The following is a 24,177-nucleotide window of genomic DNA, read 5'->3' as shown; positions in this document are numbered from 1 at the left end:
GCCCCTTCGTACCGCTGAGAGCGGCTAGCGCTTACGCACCCTTGGTGAGGTCCGGGCCGGAGCCCGACGCCTCGATGGGGGGAAGGTCCGCGATCGGAGTCTTCTCCTCACCTCGGAAGGTGAACTTGGCTTCGTCGCCCTCACCCTCCTTGCCGACGACCACGATGTGACCGGGGCGCAGCTCGCCGAAGAGGATCTTCTCCGACAGGATGTCCTCGATCTCGCGCTGGATCGTGCGGCGCAGCGGGCGGGCACCCATGATCGGGTCGTAGCCGCGCTTGGCCAGCAGTGCCTTCGCTTCCGTGCTGAGCTCGATGCCCATGTCACGGTCCTTCAGGCGGTCGTCCACCTTGGCGATCATCAGGTCGACGATCTGGACGATGTCTTCCTCGGTGAGCTGGTGGAAGACGACCGTGTCGTCGACACGGTTGAGGAACTCGGGCCGGAAGTGCTGCTTGAGCTCTTCGTTGACCTTCGCCTTCATCCGGTCGTATCCGGTCTTGGTGTCTCCCACGGCCGCGAAGCCGAGGTTGAAGCCCTTCGAGATGTCCCGCGTACCCAGGTTGGTCGTCATGATGATGACCGTGTTCTTGAAGTCCACGACCCGGCCCTGAGAGTCGGTCAGACGACCGTCTTCCAGGATCTGGAGAAGGGAATTGAAGATATCCGGGTGGGCCTTCTCGACCTCGTCGAAGAGGACGACGGAGAACGGCTTCCGGCGGACCTTCTCGGTCAGCTGGCCGCCCTCTTCGTAGCCCACGTAGCCGGGGGGCGAACCGAAGAGGCGGGAAACCGTGTGCTTCTCGCTGAACTCCGACATGTCGAGGGAGATCAGCGCGTCCTCGTCGCCGAAGAGGAATTCGGCGAGCGTCTTGGAGAGCTCGGTCTTACCGACACCGGACGGGCCGGCGAAGATGAACGAGCCACCGGGGCGCTTCGGGTCCTTCAGACCCGCACGGGTACGGCGGATCGCCTGGGAGAGCGCCTTGATGGCATCCTTCTGGCCGATGACGCGACGGTGGAGCTCGTCCTCCATGCGCAGGAGTCGCGAGGACTCCTCCTCGGTCAGCTTGAACACCGGAATGCCGGTCGCGGTCGCCAGGACTTCGGCGATGAGCTCGCCGTCGACCTCGGCGACGACGTCCATGTCGCCGGCCTTCCATTCCTTCTCGCGCTTGGCCTTCGCCGCCAGCAGCTGCTTCTCCGAATCACGGAGGGAAGCCGCCTTCTCGAAGTCCTGGGAGTCGATGGCCGACTCCTTGTCGCGACGCACGTTCGCGATCTTCTCGTCGAACTCGCGGAGGTCCGGCGGCGCGGTCATCCGGCGGATGCGCATCCGGGAGCCGGCCTCGTCGATCAGGTCGATCGCCTTGTCCGGGAGGAAGCGGTCCGAGATGTACCGGTCGGCCAGGGTGGCCGCCTGCACGAGGGCCTCGTCCGTGATGGAGACGCGGTGGTGGGCCTCGTAGCGGTCGCGCAGGCCCTTGAGGATCTCGATGGTGTGCTGGAGGGAAGGCTCCGCCACCTGGATCGGCTGGAAGCGGCGCTCGAGAGCGGCGTCCTTCTCAAGGTGCTTGCGGTACTCGTCCAGCGTCGTGGCACCGATGGTCTGGAGCTCACCACGGGCCAGCATGGGCTTCAGGATGCTGGCGGCGTCGATCGCGCCCTCGGCGGCACCCGCACCCACGAGGGTGTGGAGCTCGTCGATGAACAGGATGATGTCGCCGCGGGTGCGGATCTCCTTGAGCACCTTCTTGAGGCGCTCTTCGAAGTCACCGCGGTAGCGGGAACCGGCGACCAGGGCACCCAGGTCAAGCGTGTAGAGGTGCTTGTCCTTGAGCGTCTCGGGAACCTCGCCCTTGACGATCGCCTGGGCCAGGCCCTCCACGACGGCGGTCTTGCCGACGCCGGGCTCGCCGATGAGGACCGGGTTGTTCTTGGTCCGGCGGGAGAGCACCTGCATGACCCGCTCGATCTCCTTCTCGCGCCCGATGACCGGGTCGAGCTTGGATTCGCGAGCGGCCTGCGTGAGGTTGCGGCCGAACTGGTCCAGGACGAGCGAGGTCGAGGGCGTGCCCTCGGCCGGGCCGCCGGCCGTGGCCGACTCCTTGCCTCCGCCGGAGTAGCCGGAGAGCAGCTGGATGACCTGCTGCCGGACTCGGTTGAGATCGGCGCCCAGCTTCACCAGGACCTGGGCGGCGACGCCCTCGCCCTCGCGAATGAGGCCGAGCAGGATGTGCTCGGTGCCGATGTAGTTGTGGCCGAGCTGGAGGGCCTCTCGGAGCGAAAGCTCCAGGACCTTCTTCGCCCGCGGGGTGAAGGGGATGTGGCCGGAAGGGGCCTGCTGCCCCTGTCCGATGATCTCCTCAACCTGCTGGCGAACAGCCTCGAGCGAAATCCCGAGGCTCTCCAGGGCCTTAGCGGCGACACCCTCACCCTCGTGGATCAAGCCCAGGAGGATGTGCTCGGTGCCGATGTAGTTGTGGTTGAGCATCCGGGCTTCTTCCTGAGCCAGGACGACAACCCGCCGCGCGCGGTCGGTGAACCTCTCGAACATCGTTTATCGCTCCTCAGAGCGGTCGGGCAGTTCGGGGTCGGTCCCCGCCCTGTCCTTCCGCATGCTAGTCCCGCGGGGCGGGACAGCTCATTCCAACTGCCGACATCCGTCCGCGGCTCACCCTCACGTCCGTGGGAAAACCCGGCTGTAAGTGCCGACAACTGCTCCAACCCGATGGTGCGAGACGATGTTCCCGCAGGCCAGGCAGATACCCGTCACACGTGTACGCCGATGGCGAACGGAAGCCGGTCTCGGACCCTGCAAATCAGCGTGTCGCCCCGATCCACTAGGAATGTCTTACCCGTAAGACGCGGACGGTTCACGCTGGTGGACGACTCTTCCCTCCGCTACGGGCGAACACGCTTCCGTCCCGAATGTGAGACTCCGAGCCCCCGGACGTTTACGTTCCGCATTGGTGCGAGTGCCCTGGGTCACATCGCGCGTCCCCGCCCGCGTAACTCCGGAGCGTTTGCGCAGTTGCTCCGGACATGGCCCCCACCGCGCCGCCCGCCACCGTCCCGCTCCCCCGCGTCCCGATCGGGGCGGAAGCCACCGAAGCACCGGCGCACTGGTACGAGCGCGTGCTCGGCTGGCCCGTGGCCGGCGGTCCGCCCGCGCAGCTGGTGACCGGCGTGCGGTTCGACGTACTGGAGCTGCCGGCCGATGCGGGCGCCGCGGTACTGCGCGGCCCCTGCCGCGATGCCACGGGTCCCGTGGCGCTCATGGGGCGCAGGATGCGGTTCCTGGTGGCCCCGGGGAGCGCCGACGAGCTGGAGGGGCTGCTCGACTGGCTGGAGTGGGGCGGTGTGCCCCTGGATCTCGCCGCCCTGGGTACGGGTGGCCGGATCACCGCTCCGGCGCCTCCGGGACACCTGGTGGGGCCCGGGGAAAGCCCTCGGGGGGCCGCCGTGTGGCTGCGGCCCCCCGAGCAGGGGTGTGAGGCACTGCTGCCCGCCCTGCCCGCTGCGGGGCGGGGCTCCGGGCCCGGTCGTGGCGGGGACGCCACCGGGCCCGGTCTCGTACGCCTGGTCGCGGCGGCGGCGACGGAATGCCACCGGGCGCGACTGCGTACGGCCTCTGCGCATCGCATCGGCGCCACGGCCCCGACCGGAGGTCAGCGGTTCTCGTAGGCCTCGCGGATGTCCTGCGGAACGCGGCCGCGATCGTTGACGCTCATGCCCTGGGCCTTGGCCCACGCTCGGATCTCGGCCGTGTCCGGGTTGCCGGACGTCGCGGCGGCGCGGCCGCCCTTGGTACGGCCCGCCGCGGCACGGCCACCGGTGCGGCGACCGCCCTTGGTGAACGGGTCGAGGAGGCCGCGGAGCTTTTCAGCGTTGGCGGTGGTGAGGTCGATCTCGTAGGTCTTGCCATCCAGAGCGAACGTCACCGTCTCGTCCGCCTCGCCGCCGTCGAGGTCGTCGACAAGAAGGACCTGAACCTTCTGTGCCACCGGGATTTCCTTTCATCGAAAAGCAGTACGCGGAAAGGAAACCGCTTTTGCCTGGAAAACACAAACCCCCCGTCACGGGTTCGGGTCCGCAACGGGTCGGGAAACGTACGCGATTCGGACATAGGCCACGGCGCCGGGGGCTCCTGTGAAATCCCCGCCGTGATCGATCAGAGGTGCAGAAGCATCCGACTGTTGCCCAAGGTGTTCGGCTTCACTCGTTCGAGACCGAGGAACTCCGCGACACCCTCGTCATAGGAACGCAGCAGCTCCATGTACACATCGGTCTCGACCGGGGTCTCGCCGATCTCGGTGAAGCCGTGCTTCGCGAAGAAGTCCACTTCGAAGGTCAGGCAGAAAACCCGGCTGACACCTACCCTCCGGGCGGTCTCCAGCAACTTGTCGAGCACCAGATGTCCGACTCCCGCGCCCTTCAAGTCGCGGTCGACGGCAAGAGTGCGGACTTCGGCCAGGTCTTCCCACATCACGTGGAGCGCACCGCAGCCGACGACCTGGCCGTCCGAGTCGCGTTCCGCGACCCAGAACTCCTGGATGTCCTCATAAAGGACGACCGGCACTTTGTCCAGCAGGATCCGCTGCTGAACGTACTGGTCGAGCAGGCGGCGCAGCGCGGGAACATCACCGGTGCGCGCTCGGCGGATCGTCACTGTTTTTGCATGTGCAGCGGAAAACTCACCCATGCCCGGACGTTATCGCCCCGGCACGGTGCCCGGCGCCGCGGAGTCGCCTTCCCCGGCGGGCGGCGGCGCCGGGAGGGCGGCTTCGGGTTCCGGAGAGGCTTCGGGTTCCGCCGGCTGCACGATGCGTACGGCGTCCCTGAGTGCCTCGCGCTGTTCCGCCGACATCATGCCGAAGAAGGCCACGAGGGCGGCCGCGGGGTTGTCGCTCGTCGACCAGGCTTCGTTCATCAGTGCGGCCGAGTAAGCGGCCCGGGTGGAGACCGCCGTATATCGATAGGCGCGGCCTTCCGCCTCGCGGCGGACCCAGCCCTTCTGATGGAGATTGTCCATAACGGTCATGACCGTGGTGTACGCGATGGACCGTTCCTGCTGCAGGTCTTCCAGGACTTCGCGAACGGTGACCGGGCGGTTCCACTGCCACACCCGCGTCATGACTGCGTCTTCGAGTTCTCCCAAGGGGCGAGGCACAGCAGCACGATAGTGCGGGTTGTGGTGAATTGCGCGGCTATCCGGGCGGCAAGGCGCAACAAAATCCCGGGGCCCGCCCAACGAAGAGGGGCGTACGGCTGGGAAACCGTACGCCCGTCCCCTGTCGAGGGGGCTTGAGGGGGCCTACTTCTGGGGCTGGGCCTGCTGGGCGGCCTCGGCGCGGGCGAGCACGGCGTCGACGGCCGCGTCCTCCTTGGCCTTGTTGGCGCCGCCCTGGCTCTTCACGATCGTCACGACGAGCGCGACGAAGAACACGGCCATCACGAAGGGGGGCACGAGCGCGGAAACGTAGTCCATGCCCCCAGCCTAGCTACCCGACCGCGCGCCCGGCCTCCGGGGGCGCCGCGGGCTTGCGGCGGGGCGGGAAGACCTCGCCCGGGGTCGGGACGGGGCGCGAAGGGCGGTCGTCGGGGCGGGGCTCGGGCTTCGGGCGCGCGGGGTCGCCGCCCTTGTCGGTGCCGCCCTTGTCGGCGCCGCGCACGTCCGAGCCGCGCACGTCCGAGCCCCGGGTGTCCGAGCCGCGCGTGTCCGAGCCGCGCGTGTCCGAGCCGCGCGTGTCCGAGCCGCGGGTGCCGGTGCCGCCCGCGAGGGTCAGCAGCCGGGTGCGCGGGGCGGGGGCCGTGGAGAGCCTGCGGCGCACGGAGCGCTCCGCGATGGTCTGGGCCCGCTCCAGCAGGGCGCCGGCGACCGGGTTGGCGCGCAGCGCCCGCAGGGCCGCCAGGTCGTCCGGTACGGGTTCGTAGCCGGCGGCCAGCGCGTCCTGCAGCAGCTCCAGGTAGCCGGACAGGCTGCCGGGCAGGGCGGCTCTGTACCGCGCCAGGTCGGCGAGGAGGAACGCTCTCAGTCTCCCCGCCTCCTGGACGGCGTCGTCCACCGACGCCGCGAGGCGCAGGCAGTCCTGGACCTCGACGGCCGTCAGAGGGGCCGTCGAGGACTGAAGGGCGTGAGCGAGCGAGCGCCTGAGCACGTGAAGCTCATCGGCGCCGAACGCCATGCCGCCGCGGGATCCATAGGGCGTGGGCATGGGCCGAAGATACGCGCTAATCGGACAAAATCCCTTGAGTGGACACGTTCAGGGCGCGTGTCGGCAAGGGGCTAGGCCGTCTGGTCCGACTGCTTCACCACGCGCAGGAAATCGGCCCAGGCGGCTTGGGTGGTGGCGAGGACCAGGTGGGCCGGGTCGGCCCGGTCCGCCACCCGGACCAGGGTCCCTGGGGCGGCACTGACGTACACGCAGTTGTCCCCCTCGCCGCAGAACGAGGACTTCTGCCAGGCGGCACGAGCGGTCATGTCGTCTCCTCCGGTCACAGGCGCTGTGGCGCCGGGGACGGGCTCCCGGAACATCTCGTGGGGCACGTTATCCCCGCGTCGGCCGTGCTCCGGCCATTTCCGGGGAAATTGTCACGGCGGGCGTCAGGGCGCGGTAAGGACGGGGAGACGGCGAGGAGTCGGCCCCCGGCCTCCTGGGGAGGGCGGGGGCCGTCGGGCGGGCGGGGCGGGGGCGGGGGCGGGCCGGGCCGTCCCGGCGCGGTCAGCCGAAGGTGGGGGCGTTGCGCTCGTAGACCAGGCGGAGGCCGATCAGGGTCAGCCAGGGCTCGTGGTCGTCGATGGCCTCGGCCTCGCCGAGGACGATCGGGGCCAGGCCGCCCGTGGCGATGACGCGGACGTCGTCCGGGACGCCGTTCGGGCCGGCCAGCTCCTTGGCCATCCGGCCCACGATCCCGTCGACCTGGCCGGCGAACCCGTAGACCACGCCCGACTGCATCGCCTCGACCGTGGACTTGCCGATGACGTTGCGCGGGCGGGCCAGCTCGATCTTGCGGAGCTGGGCTCCCCGTACGCCGAGGGCCTCCATGGAGATCTCGATGCCCGGGGAGATGACCCCGCCGACGTACTCGCCCTTGGCGGAGACCGCGTCGAAGGTGGTCGCCGTACCGAAGTCGACCACGATCGCGGGGCCGCCGTAGAGCTCGGCGGCGGCGACCGCGTTGACGATGCGGTCCGCGCCGACCTCCTTCGGGTTGTCCATCAGGATCGGCACGCCCGTCTTGGTGCCGGGCTCCACGATCACCGCCGGCACGTCGCCGTAGTAGCGGCGGGTCACCTCGCGGAGCTCGTGCAGCACCGCCGGCACCGTCGAGCAGATCGCGATGCCGTGGATGCCGTCGCCCAGCTCGTTGCCGAGCATCGGGTGCATGCCCATCAGGCCCTGCATCAGCACGGCCATCTCGTCGGCCGTACGGCGCGCGTCGGTCGAGACGCGCCAGTGCTCGACGATCTCGTCACCGTCGAACAGGCCAAGGACCGTATGGGAGTTGCCCACGTCGATGGTGAGGAGCATCGGTTACACCGCCTCGCGCAGATCGAGACCGATGTCCAGGATCGGGGAGGAGTGGGTCAGCGCGCCGACCGCGAGGAAGTCGACGCCGGTCTCGGCGTAGGCGCGGGCCGTGTCCAGGGTGAGGCGGCCCGAGGACTCCAGGGTGGCGCGGCCGGCGACCAGGGCGACGGCCTTCGCGGTCTGCTCCACGGTGAAGTTGTCGAGCAGGATCAGGTCGGCCCCGGCCTCCAGGACCTCCCCGACCTGCTCCAGGGTGTCGACCTCGACCTCGATCGGGACCTCCGGGAAGGCCTCCCGCACGGCGGTGAAGGCCTGGACGACCCCGCCGGCCGCGACCACGTGGTTGTCCTTGACCAGCGCCGCGTCCGACAGCGACATGCGGTGGTTGACCCCGCCGCCGCAGCGCACCGCGTACTTCTCCAGGGAGCGCAGGCCCGGGGTGGTCTTGCGGGTGTCACGGACCTTGGCGCCGGTGCCCTCCAGGACCTCGGCCCAGCGGCGGGTGGCCGTGGCCACGCCCGACAGGCGGCACACGATGTTGAGGGCGCTGCGCTCGGCGGTCAGCAGGTCCCGGGTGCGCGAGCGCACCGACAGGAGCACGTCCCCGGCCTTGACGCTGTCGCCGTCCTCCGCGTGCCGCTCGACCTCGAAGGACTCGGTGCAGACGACCGAGAACACGGCCTCCGCGATGCGCAGGCCGGCCACGACGCCGTCCTCGCGGGCGACGAAGTCGGCGATCGCCTCGGCCTCTTCGGGGACGGTGGCGACGGTGGTGACGTCGACCCCGCCGTCGAGGTCCTCGGAGAGCGCCATGTGCGCGATGTCCTCGACCTCGATGGGGTCCAGTCCGGCTTCCTCCAGCAGTTCGGCGAGGGCCGGGTCGAGACCGGACTCCTCGGCCTCGCCGCAGGCGCAGTCGTCGCCGCAGCCGCCGGCCTCGCTCTGGCCCACGAGGGGGAGCTCGGCGTGCTCGTGCTCGTGGTTGTGGTCGTGCTCGTGCGTGCTCACGGTTACGGCTCCAGGCTTTCGTTGCTGTCGGTGGTGGCGGTGCCGGCCGTGCTGTCCGTGCCGGCTGCGTTCGAAGGGATCCGTACGGACGGGAAGTCCGCCGAGTCCGTGACGGTGACGACCAGGGCCCGCCGCTCGGTCTCCGACAGGCGCACGACCAGGTGCCGCCGCCAGTCGGTGTCGTCCCGGTCAGGGTGGTCCTCGCGCCAGTGGCAGCCGCGGGTCTCCGCGCGCCGCTGGGCGGCGGCGACCAGTACCCGGGCCACGCACAGGAGGTTGGTGGCCTCCCAGGTCTCGGTGCCGGGGACGGCCGTCTTGCCCCGGGTCTCCAGCTCCGTCAGCGCCGTCGCGTACAGGGCTTCGAGCGCGGCGGCGGCCCGGCGCAGGGACTCGGCGGAGCGGAGCACGCCCGCGCCGTCGGTCATGATGCGCTGGATCTCGTAGCGCGCCTCGGCGGGCTGGAGGGGGCCGGTGGCCGGGACGGGGATGCCGGGGCCGGTGCCCGCGGGCGGGTTCCCGATGATGTCGTCGGCGATGCGCTCGGCGAAGACCAGGCCCTCCAGCAGGGAGTTGGAGGCCAGCCGGTTCGCGCCGTGCACTCCGGTGCAGGCGACCTCGCCGCACGCGTACAGCCCGGGGACGGTGGTGCGGCCGTGCAGGTCGGTCCGTACGCCGCCGGAGGCGTAGTGCGCAGCCGGGGCGACGGGGATGGGCTCGGTGACCGGGTCGATGCCGTGCGAGCGGCAGGCGGCGAGGATGGTGGGGAAGCGCTGTTCCCACATCTCGGCGCCGAAGTGCCGGGCGTCCAGGTACATGTGCTGCGTGCCCTGCTCCTGCATGCGGCGCATGATGCCCTTGGCGACGATGTCGCGGGGGGCGAGCTCGGCGAGCTCGTGCTGACCGGTCATGAAGCGGACCCCGCCGGCGTCGACGAGGTAGGCGCCCTCGCCGCGGACGGCCTCCGACACCAGGGGCTGCTGGCCCTCGGCGTCGGCGCCGAGGAAGAGCACGGTGGGGTGGAACTGGACGAATTCGAGGTCGGAGACCTCGGCTCCGGCGCGCAGCGCGAGGGCCACCCCGTCGCCGGTGGAGACCGACGGATTGGTCGTCGCGGAGAAGACCTGGCCCATGCCGCCGGTCGCCAGGATCACGGCGGGCGCGTGGACGGCGCCGACCCCGTCGTGCTGGCCCTCGCCCATGACGTGCAGGGTGACGCCCGCGGTACGGCCCTCGGCGTCCAGGAGCAGGTCCAGCACCAGGGCGTTCTCGACGGTCTCGATGCCGGCGTCCTGGACGGCCTCGACGAGCGCCCGGGAGATCTCGGCGCCGGTGGCGTCCCCGCCTGCGTGCGCGATGCGGCGGCGGTGGTGGCCGCCCTCGCGGGTCAGCTCGATCTCGCCGGTCTCGGTGGAGGTGTCGAAGACGGCGCCGGTCGCGATGAGGCGGCGCACGGCGTCGGGGCCCTCGGTGACCAGGAGCCGGACGGCGGCCTCGTCGCACAGTCCGGCGCCCGCGACCAGGGTGTCGTCCAGGTGCTGCTCGGGGGTGTCCCCGTCGCCGAGGGCGGCGGCGATGCCGCCCTGGGCCCAGCGGGTGGAGCCGTCGTCGAGCCGGGCCTTGGTGACGACGACCGTACGGCGGCCCGCGGCCGCGCAGCGCAGTGCGGCGGTCAGTCCGGCGACTCCGGACCCGACGACCACGACATCGGCGTCCACGGACCAGCCGGGCGCCGGGGCGTGGAGCCGTATGCCGGTGCTGGTGCCCGCTGCTGCGGGGCCTCTGCCTGGGGTGCTCACGGTTGTGCTCCGAACTCCAATGGGATGTTGTCGATCAGCCGGGTCGCGCCCACTTTCGCGGCGACGGCCAGCACGGCCTGACCGGTGAAGCCGTGACCGGCCTCGGTGAAGTCCTGGGGGTCCACCAGCGCCAGGTAGTCCAGGACGAGCGGCGGATCGTGACGGCCCGCCTCCTCCAGGACGTGCCGCGCGGCGGCCCGTACGGCCTCCGGCAGGCCGGCGCCCGCCGCGGCGACGGCGTGCGCGTCGGCGGAGGCGCGGATCTCGCCGAGCCGGGCCAGGCCGGTGGCCCGCTCGTCCCCGGCCGGGGGCGCCTGTGCCTCGGCGCGGGCCCGCAGCGCGGACTGTGCGGCGAGGCGGTCGCGGCCGGCGAACAGGGCGCGGGAGAGCGCGAGGGCGGTGCCGCGCTCCCTGGCGGAGAGGTAGCGGTTGCGGGAGGACAGCGCGAGCCCGTCCGGCTCGCGGACGGTCGGTACGCCGACCACCTCCACGGGGAAGTTCAGGTCGGTCACCATGCGCCGGATCAGGGCCAGTTGCTGCGCGTCCTTCTGACCGAAGAAGGCCAGGTCGGGGCGGGTGAGGTGGAGCAGCTTGGCGACGACGGTCAGCATGCCGTCGAAGTGGCCGGGGCGGGTGGCGCCTTCGAGGCGGCCGCCCATCGGGCCGGCGGTGATCCGGACCTGGGGATCGCCGCCGGGGTAGACCTCGTCGACGGCGGGGGCGAACACGGCGTCGGCGCCGGCCGCTTCGGCGATCGCCAGGTCGGCGTCGAGGGTGCGGGGGTAGCGGTCGAGGTCCTCGTTCGCCCCGAACTGGAGGGGGTTGACGAAGACCGTGACCACGACCTGGCCGGTGGGGCCGACGTGTTCGCGGGCGGTGCGGACCAGGGTGGCGTGGCCCTCGTGGAGGGCGCCCATGGTCATGACGACGGCGCGGCGGCCGGCGGTGACGCGCGGCAGGTGGTGCAGCGCGTCCGCGGTGTCGAGGAGGATCACAGGTCGCCGCCGCCTTCGATTCCCTCGGGGCCAGGACCGGGGCCGGGGCCGGGGCCGGGAATCGCTGCGCCGTCGTCGGCGAGCACGCCGAGGAGGTCCTCGGCCAGCTCGGGCTTGAGCAGGCCGTGCGCGAGGGCGCGGTCGGCCGTCGTACGGGCCATCGCGAGGTACCCGGCGACCGTGCCCGGCGCGTGCTTGCGCAGCTCCGCGACGTGCGCGGCGACGGTACCGGCGTCACCGCGGGCCACCGGGCCGGTCAGGGCGGCGTCACCGGACCGCAGGGCGTTGTCCAGGGCCGCGCCGAGGAGCGGGCCGAGCATCCGGGCGGGGTGTTCGACGCCCGCCTTGCCCAGCAGCTCCATCGACTGGGCGACCAGGGTGACCAGGTGGTTCGCGCCGAGGGCGAGGGCCGCGTGGTAGAGCGGGCGGTTCACCTCGGCGATCCACTCGGGCTCCCCGCCCATCTCGATGACCAGGGCCTCCGCGGCGAGCCGCAGCTCGTCGGGGGCGGTCACCCCGAAGGAGCAGCCCGCGAGCCGCTGCACATCGACCTCGGTGCCGGTGAAGGTCATCGCGGGGTGCAGGGCCAGCGGGAGCGCGCCCGCGCGGCGCGCGGGGTCCAGCACGGAGACCCCATACCGCCCGGAGGTGTGGACGAGGAGCTGTCCGGGGCGGACCGCGCCGGTCTCGGCGAGGCCCTCCACCAGGGACGGCAGGGCGTCGTCGGGGACGGTCAGGAGCACGAGGTCGGAGACCTGGAGGACCTGCGCGGGAGAGACGACGGGCACGCCCGGCAGCATCCGCTCGGCCCGGCGCCGGGAGGCGTCGGAGACGCCCGACACGGCGACGGGGCGGTGCCCGGTCTGCTGCAGGGCACGGGCCAGCGCGGGGCCGACCCGGCCGGCTCCGACGACACCGACGGAGAGCCGGGCGGGGCGCTCCGCCTGGGGGGCTGTGTTCACGCGGGGGAGGCCTTCCGTTCCGTTCCGGTCCGCAGGGGGTACCGGACGATACGTCGCCATGCTAGCTCCTGGTGCGTGGGCCGGTCGGCGATGATCGGGGGATGAACCAGGACACGGAGCGAACGGCGGGCACGGGGGCCGACGGGACGGCGGGACGGATGGCCGGCGCTGACGCGGGAGCCGACGCGGCGGCCGCACGGACGGCTGGTACCCGTACGGGGGCCGGAGCGGGTGCGGACGCTCCGGGCGGACGGGCGGACGGGGCGGGTCCGGCTACGGGCGCCGGGGCGGCTGCGGAGCCGGGCGCGGGGGTGGAGCCAGCCGTGGCGGTGGGCAGGAAGACGGGCGAGCTACGGATCGCGGAACCCGACGCGGCGGCAGAGCAGGCCGCGGGCGTGGAGCGGATCACAGACCCCGACCTGGATCGGAGCCCGGAAGCGGCCGGGGGCGCGGAAGCGGCCGGGGGCGCGGAAGCCGCCGGGGGCGCGGAAGCCGCCGGGGGCGCGGAAGCCGCCGGGGGCGCGGAAGCCGCCGGGGGCGCGGAAGCCGCCGGGAAGCCGGGGGCCGCCGGGGGCGCGGAAGCCGCCGGGAAGCCGGGGGCCGCCGGGGGCGCGGAAGCCGCCGGGAAGCCGGGGGCCGGGCGGGCGGACGCGACCGGGAAGCCGGGGGCCGGGCGGGCGACGGACGCGGTGGAGCAGGCGGTGGAGCAGGCGGCCGGGCAGGACGCGGAGCAGGCGGCCGGGCAGGCCGCGGATGCCTTGGCGGCGCGGATGGTGGTTGCCGGGCGGGTGGCGCGGCGGAGGCTGTCGCACAGTCTGCGGGAGGCCACGGTCGGCGAGCTGCTGGCGGAGCTGGGCGGGCAGGTCACGGACCCGGACGAGCCGGGCGACGTCTATGGCAGCGGCGTCGTGGAGCGGCTGGAGCGGCGGGTCGCGGAGCTGCTCGGCACGCAGGACGCGGCGTTCTTCCCGACCGGGACCATGGCCCAGCAGATCGCGCTGCGCTGCTGGGCCGGCCGGACCGGGAACCCGGTGGTCGCCCTGCACCCGACGAGCCATCCGGAACGGTGGGAGGGCGGCGCGCTGTCGCTCGTCTCGGGGCTGCGGACCATCTACCCGACGGGCGAACCGCGCCAGCCGACCGCGTCCGAGGTCGCCGAGCTGCCGGAGCCGTTCGGGACGCTGATGCTGGAGCTTCCGCTCCGGGACGCGGGCTTCCTGCTCCCGACCTGGGAGGAGCTGTCGGCCCTGGTGGACACCGCCCGGGAACGGGACGCGGTCGTCCACTTCGACGGGGCCCGGCTGTGGGAGTCGACGGTCCACTTCGGCCGGACGCTGCCGGAGATCGCGGCGCTGGCGGACTCCGTGTACGTCTCCTTCTACAAGTCTCTCGGCGGCCTCAGCGGGGCCGCCCTCGCCGGATCGGCGTCGCTCGTGGCGGAGTCGAAGGTCTGGCGGCACCGGTACGGGGGCCAGATCTTCCGCCAGTTCCCGGCCGCGCTGTCCGCCCTGGCCGGACTGGAACGGGAGCTGCCGCAGCTGCCCGCCTACGTGGCCAAGGCGCGGACGGTGGCGTCCGCCCTGGCCTCGGCGCTCGCCGCGGCTCCGGAGGTGCCCTGGTTCCGGGTCCACCCGGAGGTGCCGCACACCCACCAGTTCCAGGTGTGGCTCCCGTACGACGCGGACCGCCTCACCGAGGCGGGTGTCCGCCTCGCGGAGGAAACCGGCACGGTCCTGTTCCGCCGCTGGTCCCCCGACGGCCCGCCGGGCCTCTCGGTGACGGAGCTGGAGGTCACCCGCCCCGGCCTGTCCTGGACGGAGGCCGACGTCACCACCGCGGTGGCCGACTTCGTGGCCCGCCTCTAGCCCGGACGGGCAGAGCAAGACCGGGGTCCGCCGCCCGAAGCCCGGGCCGGCAAGGCCGGGCCGGCAGCCGCGCCCGGCAGGCCCCGGGGCGGATCGGCGGAGCCGCCAGGGCCAGGGGCCGCTTGCCGGTCGGGCAGGGCCAGGGCGGCTCGCCGGAGCGGTCGGCCCCAGAGGTCGGACCCGAAGGTCGGAACGGCGGTCAGACCAGGTGCCGGCGGGTCAGCACGCGGCGGAGGGCCGAGCGCCAGGGGTGGCGGGCCGGGGCGCCGTTGAGGACGGCCCGGAACTGTTGGTGGGCCCGGGCCGCGCGCAGGACGGCCACGTCGTCGCGGCCCGGCGGCGGGGGCACGGGGGTGCCGTGCTGTGAGGCCCGGTAGGTGTCGACGAGGTACTGCTCGATCGCGGTCATGCGTTCACCCTGAACCTGGCTGCGGGTGCTGCGCGCGCGGATTGACCGACGTCGTCAATCGGCCCAGCGGGGTCGGCCCCGGCCGACTGGAACCCACCGCCGCGCGGCCCGAAGCCCCCCGCCGCGCCCCTGACCGCTGCGCGGGGCGAAGTCCCCCGCTGCGACCGTTGCCGCTGCGCGGCCCTGGCCCTGCCGGGCCCGGGGGCCCCGGGGTGGCCCTGCGGGGCAAAGCTCCCCTACCCGCCCTTCCACCGTTCCCCGGGCGCTGCCCGGACCCCGGTCCTCAAACGCCGGACGGGCGGAGCCCCAGGGGGTACCGGGCTGCGCCCGGACCCCCTGGGGCTCCGCCCCAGACCCCGGTCCTCAAACGCCGGACGGCTGAAAAGGCCCGGGGCGGATGTTCCCCCGACCCGGGGTCGGTGGGGGCTGCGGGCCCGGGGTCGGGGACGGGGGCGGGGTGGGGTGTTGGCCGGGACGTAAAGCGTGATTTGTGGCGCACCACTCCGGATCACTGTCGAAGCAAAGGACAGGGCGCCTAAATCATGCAGTCCAGGCCGACACCCCACCCCGCCCCCGGCACCGACCCCCCACCCGCAGCCCCCCGAGCCCCGGCACACCCCAGCCCCGCCGGCGCTTGAGGCGCAGGGGCCCGGGGACTGGTCCCCGGCGACGGCGCTCGGCCACGTGGGGGAAGCGGGCGCGGCCTCGCACCCACCCGCACCCCACAGCGGCAGAATGATCCGATGAGCGTAACCATCGACATCACCGGGCTCCCCGCGGAGCGGATCGGCTTCGCGCCCTCCCCGCTCGCAGAGCTCTGCATGGCGTTGCACGCGCTCTCCCTGCCCGGCCATCACCCCGGCCTCGCCTCCTGGACCTCCACCACCGCCGCCGCGCTGGACCCGGACCTCGCGGACCGGCTGCTGGAGGGCGAGTTCATGTGGCGCAGCTCCTTCGCCGACCTGTTCATGGCCTTCGCCGGGATTCCCGGCGGCTCCGGCCGGCCCGCGGCCACGCTCGCCGCCGAGCTCGACGTACTCGACCGGCTGGACGACGAGCGGTTCGTGACGGCCGCCCTGGAGCACTGCCGGCTGGCCCTGTACAACGACGGCGGCGGGCCGTCCCCGCTCGCGGATCCGCTCGCCCGGGCGAAGGCCCTGGAGACGGCCTCCGCGCGCGGGCCGCAGCAGCTGGCCTTCGCCGTGCGGGTGCTCGACGACACCGCCGGTGTCCGGGTCTGGCTGCGCCGGCTGATGGAGGACTGCGACGAGGCCTTCTTCGCGGAGACCTGGCGTCGCGTCGAACCCCGCCAGAGCGCGGACGCCCGGCACAAGACGGAGGTGCTGCGGCGCAAGGGGCTGCCCGCGGTGCTGAAGGAGGTCTCCTCGGCGCTGAGCGTCGACGAGGGGCTGAACACCGTCACGGTGGACAAGATGGTCCACGGATCCACGACCGCGGCCGATCCCCGAATAGGTGACGGCCTGCTCTTCGTGCCCACGAACTTCGGCTGGCCCCACCTGCTGGTGCTGCACGCCCCCGGCTGGCGTCCGGTGATCCACTACCCGCTCGGCTCTCCGGAACTGGCTTCCGCCCCGGGGTCGGTGGAGCTGCTGCAGCGGCGCATGGAGGCACTGGCCCATCCGATGCGGATGATGCTGTGCCGCAATCTGGCGCGCGCCCCGTACACGACCGGCGAGTTGGCGGCCGCGCACGGGATCACCGCCCCGGAGGTGTCCCGCCATCTGGCGGTGCTGAAGAAGGCCGGACTGCTCCAGACCCGCCGCCAAGGACGGTACGTCCAGCACCAGCTGGACCTGGCGGCGGTCGCACGCATCGGCTCCGACTTCATCGAGGGCATCCTCCGGTAAGCCTCCGGTAGGCCTACCGAAGGCCTACACCAGGCCTGCGCCAGCTCAGTGCGCCGGACCGGCACGCAGAGCGGGCACTGGCCGGATTTCGACGGCTCAGATGCTCCGATATACGGATTTCACAAACCGGAATCAGTGAAAAGTCTGGTCATGGCCGCCACTTGATGTCTAACGTGCGTCCACCGCTCCCCCGAATCCGGCGCTCGCACCCGACCTGCGTCTGCCTTCGCGTCCCCGCACCGCCGTACGCCACACCCCCGTACGCCCCACGCAAACGCCCCATGCCACAAGCCCCACACCACACGCCCCATGCCACACGCCACACGCCAAACGCCTTACGCATGCGCTCGCGCATCTGCCGTGGAAGGACTTTCATGCCCTCACGCCGTATAGCCGCAGCCACCGCCGCCCTGGCGGCCGCGGCCCTCGTCTCCCCGCTGCTCCTCGCCGGACCGGCCGGTGCCACCGGCAGCCCGCAGAGCGACGCCGCCCGGGCTGACGCCCTGGCCCGCAAGCTGGTCAAGGACTCCACCGGCAAGGGTGCCAACGACCACCTGAAGGTCTTCCAGGCCATCGCCGACTACAACAAGGGCAACCGGGTGGCGGGTTCCAAGGGCCACGTCCAGTCGGCCCAGTACGTCGAGCTCGTCATGCGGGCGGCCGGATACAAGGTCACCAAGAACGAGTTCGATTTCGTGTTCGTCGAGACGATCGCCGAGACCCTGAAGGTCAACGGCCCGGCCGGCCGCGACGTCCCGATCAAGCTGATGACGTACACCGCCAGCGGCCCGGCGAACGGTGTGACGGCGCAGGTCGCCGCCGCCCCGGTCGACGCCGACGGCACCAGCGGCTGCGAGCCCGCCGACTTCGCCGCGGGCGCCTTCACCGGCAAGGTCGCGCTGATCAAGCGCGGCGGCTGCGCCTTCGCGGTCAAGCAGCAGAACGCGGCCGACGCCGGCGCGGTCGGCGCGGTGATCTACAACAACACCGCGGGCGCCCTGAACGGCACCATAGGTGCGGCCGACGCCGGCAAGATCCCGACCGGCGGCGTCACGCTGGCCGAGGGCGAGCGGCTCGCCGCCGACGCCGCCGCGGGGCCGGTCGAGGTCACCCTCGACATCCGCGAGCTCCGCGAGGACCGCAAGACGTACAACGTCGTCGCGGAGACGCGGGGCGGCGACGCGAACAACACCGTCTTCCTCGGCGCGCACCTCGACTCCGTCGCGGCGGGCCCGGGCATCAACGACAACGGCTCCGGATCGGCCGGCATCCTCCAGGTCGCGCAGAAGCTCGCGAGCAGCCAGACGAAGATCAAGAACAAGGTCAAGTTCGCCTGGTGGTCGGCGGAGGAGTTCGGCCTGCTCGGCTCCGAGGCGTACGTCGACGGGCTGACGGAGGAGCAGAAGAAGCAGATCAAGCTCTACTTGAACTTCGACATGATCGCCTCGCCGAACGCCGCGTACTTCGTCTACGACGGCGACGACTCGGACAAGGTCGGCTCGGGCCCCGGCCCCGAGGGCTCGGCGCAGCTGGAGAAGGGGATCAACGACTTCCTCGACTCCAAGAGCATCCCGCGCGAGGGCACCGACTTCTCGGGCCGCTCGGACTACGGCCCGTTCATCGCGGTCGGCATCCCCTCGGGCGGTACGTTCACGGGCGCCGAGGGCATCAAGACGCCCGAGCAGGCGGCGAAGTTCGGCGGACAGGCCGGGGTCGCGTACGACGTGAACTACCACGGCAAGGGCGACACCCTGGCGAACATCGACCAGAAGGCGCTCGACATCAACGTCGACGTCATCGCGGACGCGGTGGGTCACTACGCGTACGACCTGGCGCCGCTGAGCCGCCCGGTCGTCTCGGAGCCGTCCAACGGCGAAGGCAGCGGGGGTGGCCTCCACGACGGCCACGACCACGCCTCGGAGTAGCCGGGAAGCCGGTAAGGGGGCGGGCCGGGGCCGGTGCGGCCGCTGAGCGGCGCCGAGTCCCCTGCCCGCCCCGCGCAGCGGCGGCCGTCACCCCGGCGGCCGTCACCCCGGCGGCCGTCACCCCTGGCAGCCGTCACCCCGGCCAGGGGCCCACGCCGACCGGCTGGACCAGCCAGCCGAAGTCGCCGAGACCGCCGCGAGCGGTGAGTTCCGCGGCCTCCCCCGCCGCCGACAGGCCGCGGACGTACGCCGCCGGGTCGGTGGAGGCCAGGGCCAGCGGGGGCCGGGCCCCCGAGACGCCGAGGGCGGCCAGCGCGTCCCGCTGGGTCAGCAGCGTCGCCCCCGGCCCCGCGCACGCGTCGAGCGCCACGTGCGCGGTGACGTCGCAGCTCCCGTCCGGCACCGGGGCGGTCTCCCGCCCGGCGCGGAATCCGGTCAGCGTCCCGAAGGGCGGCCGGGCCTCCCGGGTGTGGGCGTAGTCCACCGCGACCGCCAGGCCCCGGTCGAGCGTCGCGACGGCCGCCGCCCAGGCCTCGTCCCGAGGCCGCCCGATCTCCGCCCGACCCGTGCCGGCCTCCACGCCCGCCCCCACGCCCGCCTCCACGCCCGCCCCCACGCCCGCCCGGGGCCACCACCGCTCCAGCCAGGCCCGGTCCGGCCCGTCCAGGGGGCCGCCCGGGTGCTCCGTACCGTCCCGGGTGACCTCCACGTAGCGCCCGTCCTCGGCGAGGTCCAGCGGTACGTTGTCGAGCCACTCGTTGGCGAAGAGCAGCCCCCGGGTCCCCCGGGGCGGTGCGCTCACCCAGCTGATCCGCCCGTCGAGCCCGGCGGGCCGCCCGGCGCGTTCCACCCCGTACGGCCTCACCCGCGCGGCCGTCTGCGGCGGCAGCGCCGCGAGCACCCCGGCCAGCAGTTCCCCGCGGCCGGCCCCTACGTCGACGAGGTCCAGCTCGTCCGGGTGGCCGAGTTCCCCGTCCACCCACAGCAGGAGCCGGGCCACGGCCCGCGCGTAGAGCGGCGAGGCATGCACGGACGTGCGGAAATGCCCTGCGGGGCCGGGCCCTGCGGGCCGTACGTAGAAGCCGTCGGGCCCGTACAGCGCCCGCTCCATCGCCGTCCGCCAGCGCACCGGCCCCGCCTGCGGATCCGCCTGTCCGTTGCCTTCACCCTGAGTGCTCATCGCTGAAAGGTTATGGTCGCCTCCACCTCGGGTAGTACTCGCGCGCCGCACGGATCGCCCCTCTGGTTGACTCCAGCACCTATCGGCTGTCCCTACTCTGGGTTACGTGCAGCGCCTCTACGATTTCCTCCGCAGACACCCGACGGGCGTCGACAGCTTCTGGGCTGTCCTCTTCTTCGGGTTCTCGATGGCCGTCGTCTCCTCGATGCACCAGGGCACCGGCTCCGCGCTGCTCGCCACCCCCTGTGTGGTGGCGCTGAGCAGCGCCGTGGCCCTGCGCCGCAAGTGGACCGTGCCGGTCTTCTGGCTCACCGTCGCCACCGGCCTCTACCAACTGGCCATCGGCGCGGAGGCGAACTTCTACGACTTCGCGATGCTCGTCGTCCTCTTCACGGTGGCCGCCTCCGACGTGCCGCGCTGGGTCTCGCGCACCGCGCTGGGCTGGGGGCTGCTCGCCTCCCCGCTGTACTTCCTGCGCGTCGGGGTGGACAAGAGCGCCTCCACGACCGACAGCGTGCTCTTCGTCGTGTTCATGATGATCCCGTTCGCCCTCGCCTGGGTGACGGGGGACTCCCTGCGCACCCGCCGGGCCTATTACGCCCAGCTCGTCGAGCGCAACCAGCGCCTGGAGCAGGAGCGCGCGGCCCAGGCCAAGGTGGCCGTCGCCGCCGAGCGGGCCCGGATCGCCCGCGAGCTGCACGACGTCGTCGCGCACAACGTCTCGGTGATGGTCGTCCAGGCCGACGGCGCCGCCTACGTGATGGACGCGGCCCCCGAGCAGGCCAAGGAGGCCCTGCAGACCATCTCCGGCACCGGGCGCCTGGCCCTCGCCGAGATGCGCCGGCTGCTGGGCGTACTGCGCACCGGCGAGCCGCAGGAGTCCGAGGACTACGTGCCGCAGCCCGACGTGGAGCAGATCGAGGTCCTGGTCGAGCAGGTACGGGCGGCCGGGCTCACGGTGGACTTCGAGGTCGAGGGCGCCCCGCGCAAGCTGCCCAGCGGCGTGGAGCTGACGGCGTACCGGATCGTCCAGGAAGCGCTGACGAACACCCGCAAGCACGGCGGCCCCACCGCGAAGGCCAGCGTGCGGCTCGTCTACTTCGACGACGGGCTCGGCCTGCTCGTCGAGGACGACGGCCGGGGCGCGGCCCACGAGCTGTACACGGACGGCGGCGCGGACGGCGCCGGACACGGGCTGATCGGCATGCGCGAACGCATCGGTATGGTCGGGGGCACCCTCGACGCGGGACCCCGGCCCGGTGGCGGCTTCCGGATCAGCGCCCTGCTCCCCCTGAAGAAAAGGTGACCATGTCCTTCCCCACCGGCCCCTCCATCCGCGTGATGCTGGTCGACGACCAAGTACTGCTGCGCACCGGTTTCCGGATGGTGCTCGCGGCACAGCCCGACATGGAGGTCGTCGCCGAGGCCGGCGACGGCCTGGAGGCGCTGGAGGTGCTGCGGGCCACCAAGGTGGACGTGGTGCTGATGGACGTCCGCATGCCCCGCCTCGACGGGGTCGAGGCGACCCGGCGCATCTGCGAGCCCGAGGAACACCCCAAGGTGATCATCCTGACCACCTTCGACCTCGACGAGTACGCCTTCTCGGGCCTGAAGGCGGGCGCGAGCGGGTTCATGCTCAAGGACGTCCCGCCGGGCGAGCTGCTGGCGGCGATCCGCTCGGTGCACAGCGGGGACGCGGTCGTCGCCCCGTCCACCACGCGCCGGCTGCTCGACCGGTTCGCGCCGATGCTTCCGTCGACCTCGGCGGAACCGCGGAACAAGGACGTCGAGCGGCTGACGGAGCGCGAGCGCGAGGTCATGCTGCTGGTCGCCCAGGGCCTGTCGAACGGCGAGATCGCCGCCCGCCTGGTCCTTTCGGAGGCCACGGTCAAGACCCACGTGGGCCGCATCCTGACCAAGCTGGACCTGCGCGACCGGGTGCAGGTCGTGGTCCTGGCGTACGAGACCGGCCTGGTCCGCGCGGGCGGCGGCGGGGCGGCGTAGCCCCGGCCCGGACCCCCGGCCCCGACCCCGGTCGGGGCCGCGGGACGCGATCATGGAATCCTCCCCGGAGGGGCGGCGGGCATCAGGCCCCCGCCCAGGGGAGGAAAACCACCATGAGATCCATCAAGCGGGCGGCCGCCGCCGCCGCGCTGGCACTGGCCGCCGTCTTCGCCTCGGGCGGGGCGGCGCCGGCCGGGGCCGCCGGGACCACGACCACCGAGACGTACACGGTGTGGCACTGGAACGTGTCCGGACACAAGATCAACGGCGGGTTGGCCACCACCGGGATGGTCGCCGCGGCCGTCGGCTCGATCAAGTCCCAGGACCCGAGCCCGGACTTCGTCTCCTTCAACGAGATCTGCTACGCCCAGTACAAGGAGATCCGGGACCAGCTGAACTCCGCCCCCAACGCCTGGACCCAGGCGACGAACTACGCCCGCTTCTCCGCCACCCACCAGCCCGACCCGGCGGCCCCGCCCGGCACCGGCATCTGCAAGGGCCAGGAGTTCGGCAACGCCCTGTTCAGCAAGGCGCAGCTGCGCTCGTCACAGACCTTCATCCTGCCCGCCGACTACACGCAGGCCGAGGCGGACAGCGGCGCGTACCACGAGGACCGCAGCATGCTCTGCGCGCAGCTCGAAGACCAGCAGAGCATGAAGTTCTGCACGACGCACATCACGACCGCGAACCGGCGCCTGCCCGATCCGGTCAACTCGGCGAAGATCAACACCCAGCAGCTCGGCGCCGTCCGGGACATCCTCAAGGGATTCACGGACAACGGCGAGTCGTACCTGGTGGCGGGCGACTTCAACGCCGAGCCCGACATGTCCCGCATGGGCTCCCTGATGACGACGCACACGGAGCTCGACAGCACCGACAGCCGCTGCCTGAACTACGGCGAGTGGACCGCGATCGACAATCCGGCGATCAACGACCCCGACACCGGCCTGGCTCCGTGCGCCGCCAACGAGGGCAATCCGAAGATCGACCTGATCCTCGCCCGGACCGACAAGCTCGCCGACCCCGCCCAGGGCTTCACCGCCGACTCCAAGTCGATCCCGGCGACTTGCACGATCGACCGCGAGACGCAGCAGCTCTGTTCCGACCACCGCGTTCTGATCGGCACCGCCACCATCACGCTGCCCGTCTTCACCACGCTGCCCGGCGACGTCACGCCGCCCGCCGCCGGCTGACGGCGCGCACCCGCCCGGGCCTCAGGTCATCCAGCGGTCCGGGCGGGCCACGGCGCGGGAGGTGCGGGAGCGGGCCGCCTGGGCGAGGAGCAGGTCGGCGGCCTCAGCCGCCGCGCGCAGGCGGGCCGTGACGGTGCCGTTCGCGCCGGTGTCCACGTGTACGTCGGCCACGCCCCGGGCGCGCGCCCAGGGGCCCTGGGAGCGGCGCACGCTCTGCACCTTGGCGTGCGGCACGATCTCCGTACGCCGGCACAGGCGGCCGTGGCGGGCCGCGAACACGTCCGCGGAGACGGCCAGGCCGTACCCCTTCCACCACACCGGCACCACCCAGCGCGATCCGCTCCGCGGCGAGGGCTCGAAGACGAGGGCCCCCAGGTCGACGCCGGGCAGGACCCGCGCCACGACGGCGTGGGCGGCGGCCCGGGTGGCCACCGGGACCAGGACGTCGTTCTTGGAGCCGGCCACCGCCAGCTCCACCCGGACCCAGCCGCGCCGGCGCCACAGCAGCGGCTCGACGATCCGTACCGTCTGCACGCGACCCGGCGGCACCGTCTCGTGCACGCGGTCGAGCAGTCCGTGGTCGAGCCGGAGCCCGTCCGGGGACTCGGCGACCCGCCAGTCGTACTCGGCGAGGAAGCGGCCGGCGCTCCCCGCCCACATCGCTCCCAGCACCGGGAGCAGGGTGACGACGGCCACCCACGGCCTGGAGCTGAACCACCACACCAGCAAGGGGCCGGCGATCCCGCCGGCGACGATCGCCCAGGTGGTCAGGGTGAGCAGCAGGGACATCGCCAGATCGCGCGGCCCCACGCGGAGCAGCTCCCGCTCGGGGGCCTCGCCCAGCAGCGGGGCCTCGGCCGGGGTGAAACCGGCCGCGCGGGCGAGCAGTTCGGCGCGGAGCGAGACGGCGTCCTTCTCCGCGAGGAAGGCCAGCTCGTCCTTGGCCTCCGTACCGATGACGTCGAGCCGCAGCTTGGCGACACCGGCGAGGCGGGCCAGCAGGGGGCGGGTGACGTCGACGGCCTGGATCCGGTCGAGGCGGATGTGCGCGGTGCGGCGGAAGAGGAGCCCGCTGCGGATGCGCAGTTCGGTGTCGGTGACCGCGTAGTGCGTGAACCACCAGCTGAGAAAGCCGTAGAGGCCGAAGACGAGGACGAGCGCGGTCAGCGCGAGGACCCGCAGGACGGTGGAGACGGCCGTCACCCACTCGGCGAGGTTCTCGCCCTGCTGGGCGACGATGCCGATGGTCGCGGCGATCGGCACCCAGGCCCGGCGCAGCGGCGTGAGGAAGTGCAACCGCCGCTCCTGCGCGGGCGCGGGCGCCGCGGGTACCGGAGACCCCGCGGGTACCGGAGACCCCGCGGGTACCGGAGACCCCGCGGGTACCGGAGACCCCGCGGGTACCGGAGACCCCGCGGGTACCGGAGACCCCGCGGG

At 72.6% G+C, this 24,177-nt stretch carries 22 protein-coding genes; 7 read left to right on the top strand and 15 right to left on the bottom strand.

Features of this window, described 5'->3' with window-relative positions; genetic code table 11:
- Positions 1–31 precede the first annotated feature (31 nt).
- Positions 32–2,557, bottom strand: coding sequence for an ATP-dependent Clp protease ATP-binding subunit (locus ACIQV3_RS20680; protein ID WP_403713846.1), 2,526 nt, complete (start codon positions 2,555–2,557; stop codon positions 32–34).
- 488 nt (positions 2,558–3,045) lie between these two features.
- Here ACIQV3_RS20680 and ACIQV3_RS20675 point away from each other — a divergent pair, with 488 nt between their 5' ends.
- Complete coding sequence (locus tag ACIQV3_RS20675; RefSeq protein ID WP_403713845.1) at positions 3,046–3,687, top strand: SCO3374 family protein; 642 nt, start codon at positions 3,046–3,048, stop codon at positions 3,685–3,687.
- On the opposite strand, the gene ACIQV3_RS20670 is transcribed toward ACIQV3_RS20675, so the two are convergent.
- The 11 genes from ACIQV3_RS20670 to ACIQV3_RS20620 form a co-directional block, all read right to left on the bottom strand.
- Complete coding sequence (locus ACIQV3_RS20670; RefSeq protein WP_327305279.1) at positions 3,672–4,007, bottom strand: Lsr2 family protein; 336 nt, start codon at positions 4,005–4,007, stop codon at positions 3,672–3,674. The genes ACIQV3_RS20675 and ACIQV3_RS20670 overlap by 16 nt on opposite strands.
- Before the next feature lie 167 nt (positions 4,008–4,174).
- Positions 4,175–4,705 (bottom strand): amino-acid N-acetyltransferase, encoded by a 531-nt coding sequence (locus tag ACIQV3_RS20665; RefSeq protein ID WP_403713844.1) that lies wholly within the window; start codon positions 4,703–4,705, stop codon positions 4,175–4,177.
- Positions 4,706–4,714: 9 nt separating this feature from the next.
- Positions 4,715–5,173 carry a BlaI/MecI/CopY family transcriptional regulator gene (locus ACIQV3_RS20660; protein ID WP_403713843.1) on the bottom strand — a complete coding sequence of 153 codons (459 nt, stop codon included), beginning with the start codon at positions 5,171–5,173 and terminating at the stop codon, positions 4,715–4,717.
- A 144-nt stretch (positions 5,174–5,317) separates the two neighbouring features.
- The gene (locus tag ACIQV3_RS20655) at positions 5,318–5,491 is read right to left on the bottom strand and encodes a hypothetical protein (RefSeq protein WP_389441913.1); all 174 of its coding nucleotides are present in this window, start codon (positions 5,489–5,491) and stop codon (positions 5,318–5,320) included.
- Between the two features lie 13 nt (positions 5,492–5,504).
- Positions 5,505–6,218 carry a hypothetical protein gene (locus ACIQV3_RS20650; RefSeq protein WP_403713842.1) on the bottom strand — a complete coding sequence of 238 codons (714 nt, stop codon included), beginning with the start codon at positions 6,216–6,218 and terminating at the stop codon, positions 5,505–5,507.
- Positions 6,219–6,289: 71 nt separating this feature from the next.
- Entirely contained in the window at positions 6,290–6,484 is a 195-nt protein-coding gene (locus ACIQV3_RS20645; RefSeq protein ID WP_403713841.1) for a DUF397 domain-containing protein, read from the bottom strand.
- A gap of 241 nt (positions 6,485–6,725) precedes the next feature.
- A complete protein-coding gene (locus ACIQV3_RS20640; protein ID WP_327305286.1) occupies positions 6,726–7,535 on the bottom strand; it encodes a type III pantothenate kinase in 810 nt (269 codons plus the stop codon).
- A 3-nt stretch (positions 7,536–7,538) separates the two neighbouring features.
- Complete coding sequence (gene nadC, locus ACIQV3_RS20635) at positions 7,539–8,486, bottom strand: carboxylating nicotinate-nucleotide diphosphorylase (protein ID WP_327309326.1); 948 nt, start codon at positions 8,484–8,486, stop codon at positions 7,539–7,541.
- Between the two features lie 59 nt (positions 8,487–8,545).
- The gene (locus ACIQV3_RS20630; protein WP_403713840.1) at positions 8,546–10,339 is read right to left on the bottom strand and encodes an L-aspartate oxidase; all 1,794 of its coding nucleotides are present in this window, start codon (positions 10,337–10,339) and stop codon (positions 8,546–8,548) included.
- A complete protein-coding gene (gene panC, locus ACIQV3_RS20625; protein WP_403713839.1) occupies positions 10,336–11,334 on the bottom strand; it encodes a pantoate--beta-alanine ligase in 999 nt (332 codons plus the stop codon). The genes ACIQV3_RS20630 and panC overlap by 4 nt, the downstream gene beginning before the upstream one ends.
- Positions 11,331–12,356 (bottom strand): Rossmann-like and DUF2520 domain-containing protein, encoded by a 1,026-nt coding sequence (locus ACIQV3_RS20620; protein ID WP_403713838.1) that lies wholly within the window; start codon positions 12,354–12,356, stop codon positions 11,331–11,333. The genes panC and ACIQV3_RS20620 overlap by 4 nt, the downstream gene beginning before the upstream one ends.
- 710 nt (positions 12,357–13,066) lie before the next feature.
- Between ACIQV3_RS20620 and ACIQV3_RS20615 the strand changes: the two genes are divergently transcribed.
- Positions 13,067–14,161 (top strand): threonine aldolase family protein, encoded by a 1,095-nt coding sequence (locus ACIQV3_RS20615; protein WP_403713873.1) that lies wholly within the window; start codon positions 13,067–13,069, stop codon positions 14,159–14,161.
- A 199-nt stretch (positions 14,162–14,360) separates the two neighbouring features.
- On the opposite strand, the gene ACIQV3_RS20610 is transcribed toward ACIQV3_RS20615, so the two are convergent.
- Positions 14,361–14,570: a hypothetical protein gene (locus ACIQV3_RS20610; protein WP_403713836.1), complete on the bottom strand. Its 210-nt coding sequence runs from the start codon at positions 14,568–14,570 to the stop codon at positions 14,361–14,363.
- Between the two features lie 743 nt (positions 14,571–15,313).
- Between ACIQV3_RS20610 and ACIQV3_RS20605 the strand changes: the two genes are divergently transcribed.
- Entirely contained in the window at positions 15,314–16,438 is a 1,125-nt protein-coding gene (locus tag ACIQV3_RS20605; RefSeq protein ID WP_403713835.1) for a DUF5937 family protein, read from the top strand.
- Positions 16,439–16,812: 374 nt separating this feature from the next.
- On the top strand, positions 16,813–18,363 hold the full coding sequence (locus tag ACIQV3_RS20600; RefSeq protein WP_403713834.1) for a M20/M25/M40 family metallo-hydrolase: 1,551 nt from the start codon (positions 16,813–16,815) through the stop codon (positions 18,361–18,363).
- A 133-nt stretch (positions 18,364–18,496) separates the two neighbouring features.
- Here ACIQV3_RS20600 and ACIQV3_RS20595 read toward each other — a convergent pair whose 3' ends face one another.
- On the bottom strand, positions 18,497–19,543 hold the full coding sequence (locus tag ACIQV3_RS20595) for an SAM-dependent methyltransferase (protein WP_403713833.1): 1,047 nt from the start codon (positions 19,541–19,543) through the stop codon (positions 18,497–18,499).
- Between the two features lie 106 nt (positions 19,544–19,649).
- Between ACIQV3_RS20595 and ACIQV3_RS20590 the strand changes: the two genes are divergently transcribed.
- The 3 genes from ACIQV3_RS20590 (at position 19,650) to ACIQV3_RS20580 (ending at position 22,740) form a co-directional block, all read left to right on the top strand.
- On the top strand, positions 19,650–20,849 hold the full coding sequence (locus tag ACIQV3_RS20590) for a sensor histidine kinase (RefSeq protein ID WP_403713832.1): 1,200 nt from the start codon (positions 19,650–19,652) through the stop codon (positions 20,847–20,849).
- A gap of 2 nt (positions 20,850–20,851) precedes the next feature.
- Positions 20,852–21,547, top strand: a complete 696-nt coding sequence (locus tag ACIQV3_RS20585; protein ID WP_266880250.1) for a response regulator transcription factor — start codon at positions 20,852–20,854, stop codon at positions 21,545–21,547.
- Between the two features lie 113 nt (positions 21,548–21,660).
- Positions 21,661–22,740 (top strand): endonuclease/exonuclease/phosphatase family protein, encoded by a 1,080-nt coding sequence (locus tag ACIQV3_RS20580; RefSeq protein WP_403713831.1) that lies wholly within the window; start codon positions 21,661–21,663, stop codon positions 22,738–22,740.
- A gap of 21 nt (positions 22,741–22,761) precedes the next feature.
- Here the strand turns inward: ACIQV3_RS20580 and ACIQV3_RS20575 are convergent, their stop codons facing one another.
- Positions 22,762–24,036: a PH domain-containing protein gene (locus ACIQV3_RS20575; RefSeq protein WP_403713830.1), complete on the bottom strand. Its 1,275-nt coding sequence runs from the start codon at positions 24,034–24,036 to the stop codon at positions 22,762–22,764.
- Between the last annotated feature and the right edge of the window lie 141 nt (positions 24,037–24,177).

It is taken from the genome of Streptomyces sp. NPDC099050, assembly GCF_044759865.1.
Taxonomy (GTDB): domain Bacteria; phylum Actinomycetota; class Actinomycetes; order Streptomycetales; family Streptomycetaceae; genus Streptomyces.
The sequence above is the reverse complement of the archived record's forward strand: the minus strand, read 5'-3'. Positions and strand labels throughout refer to the sequence as shown.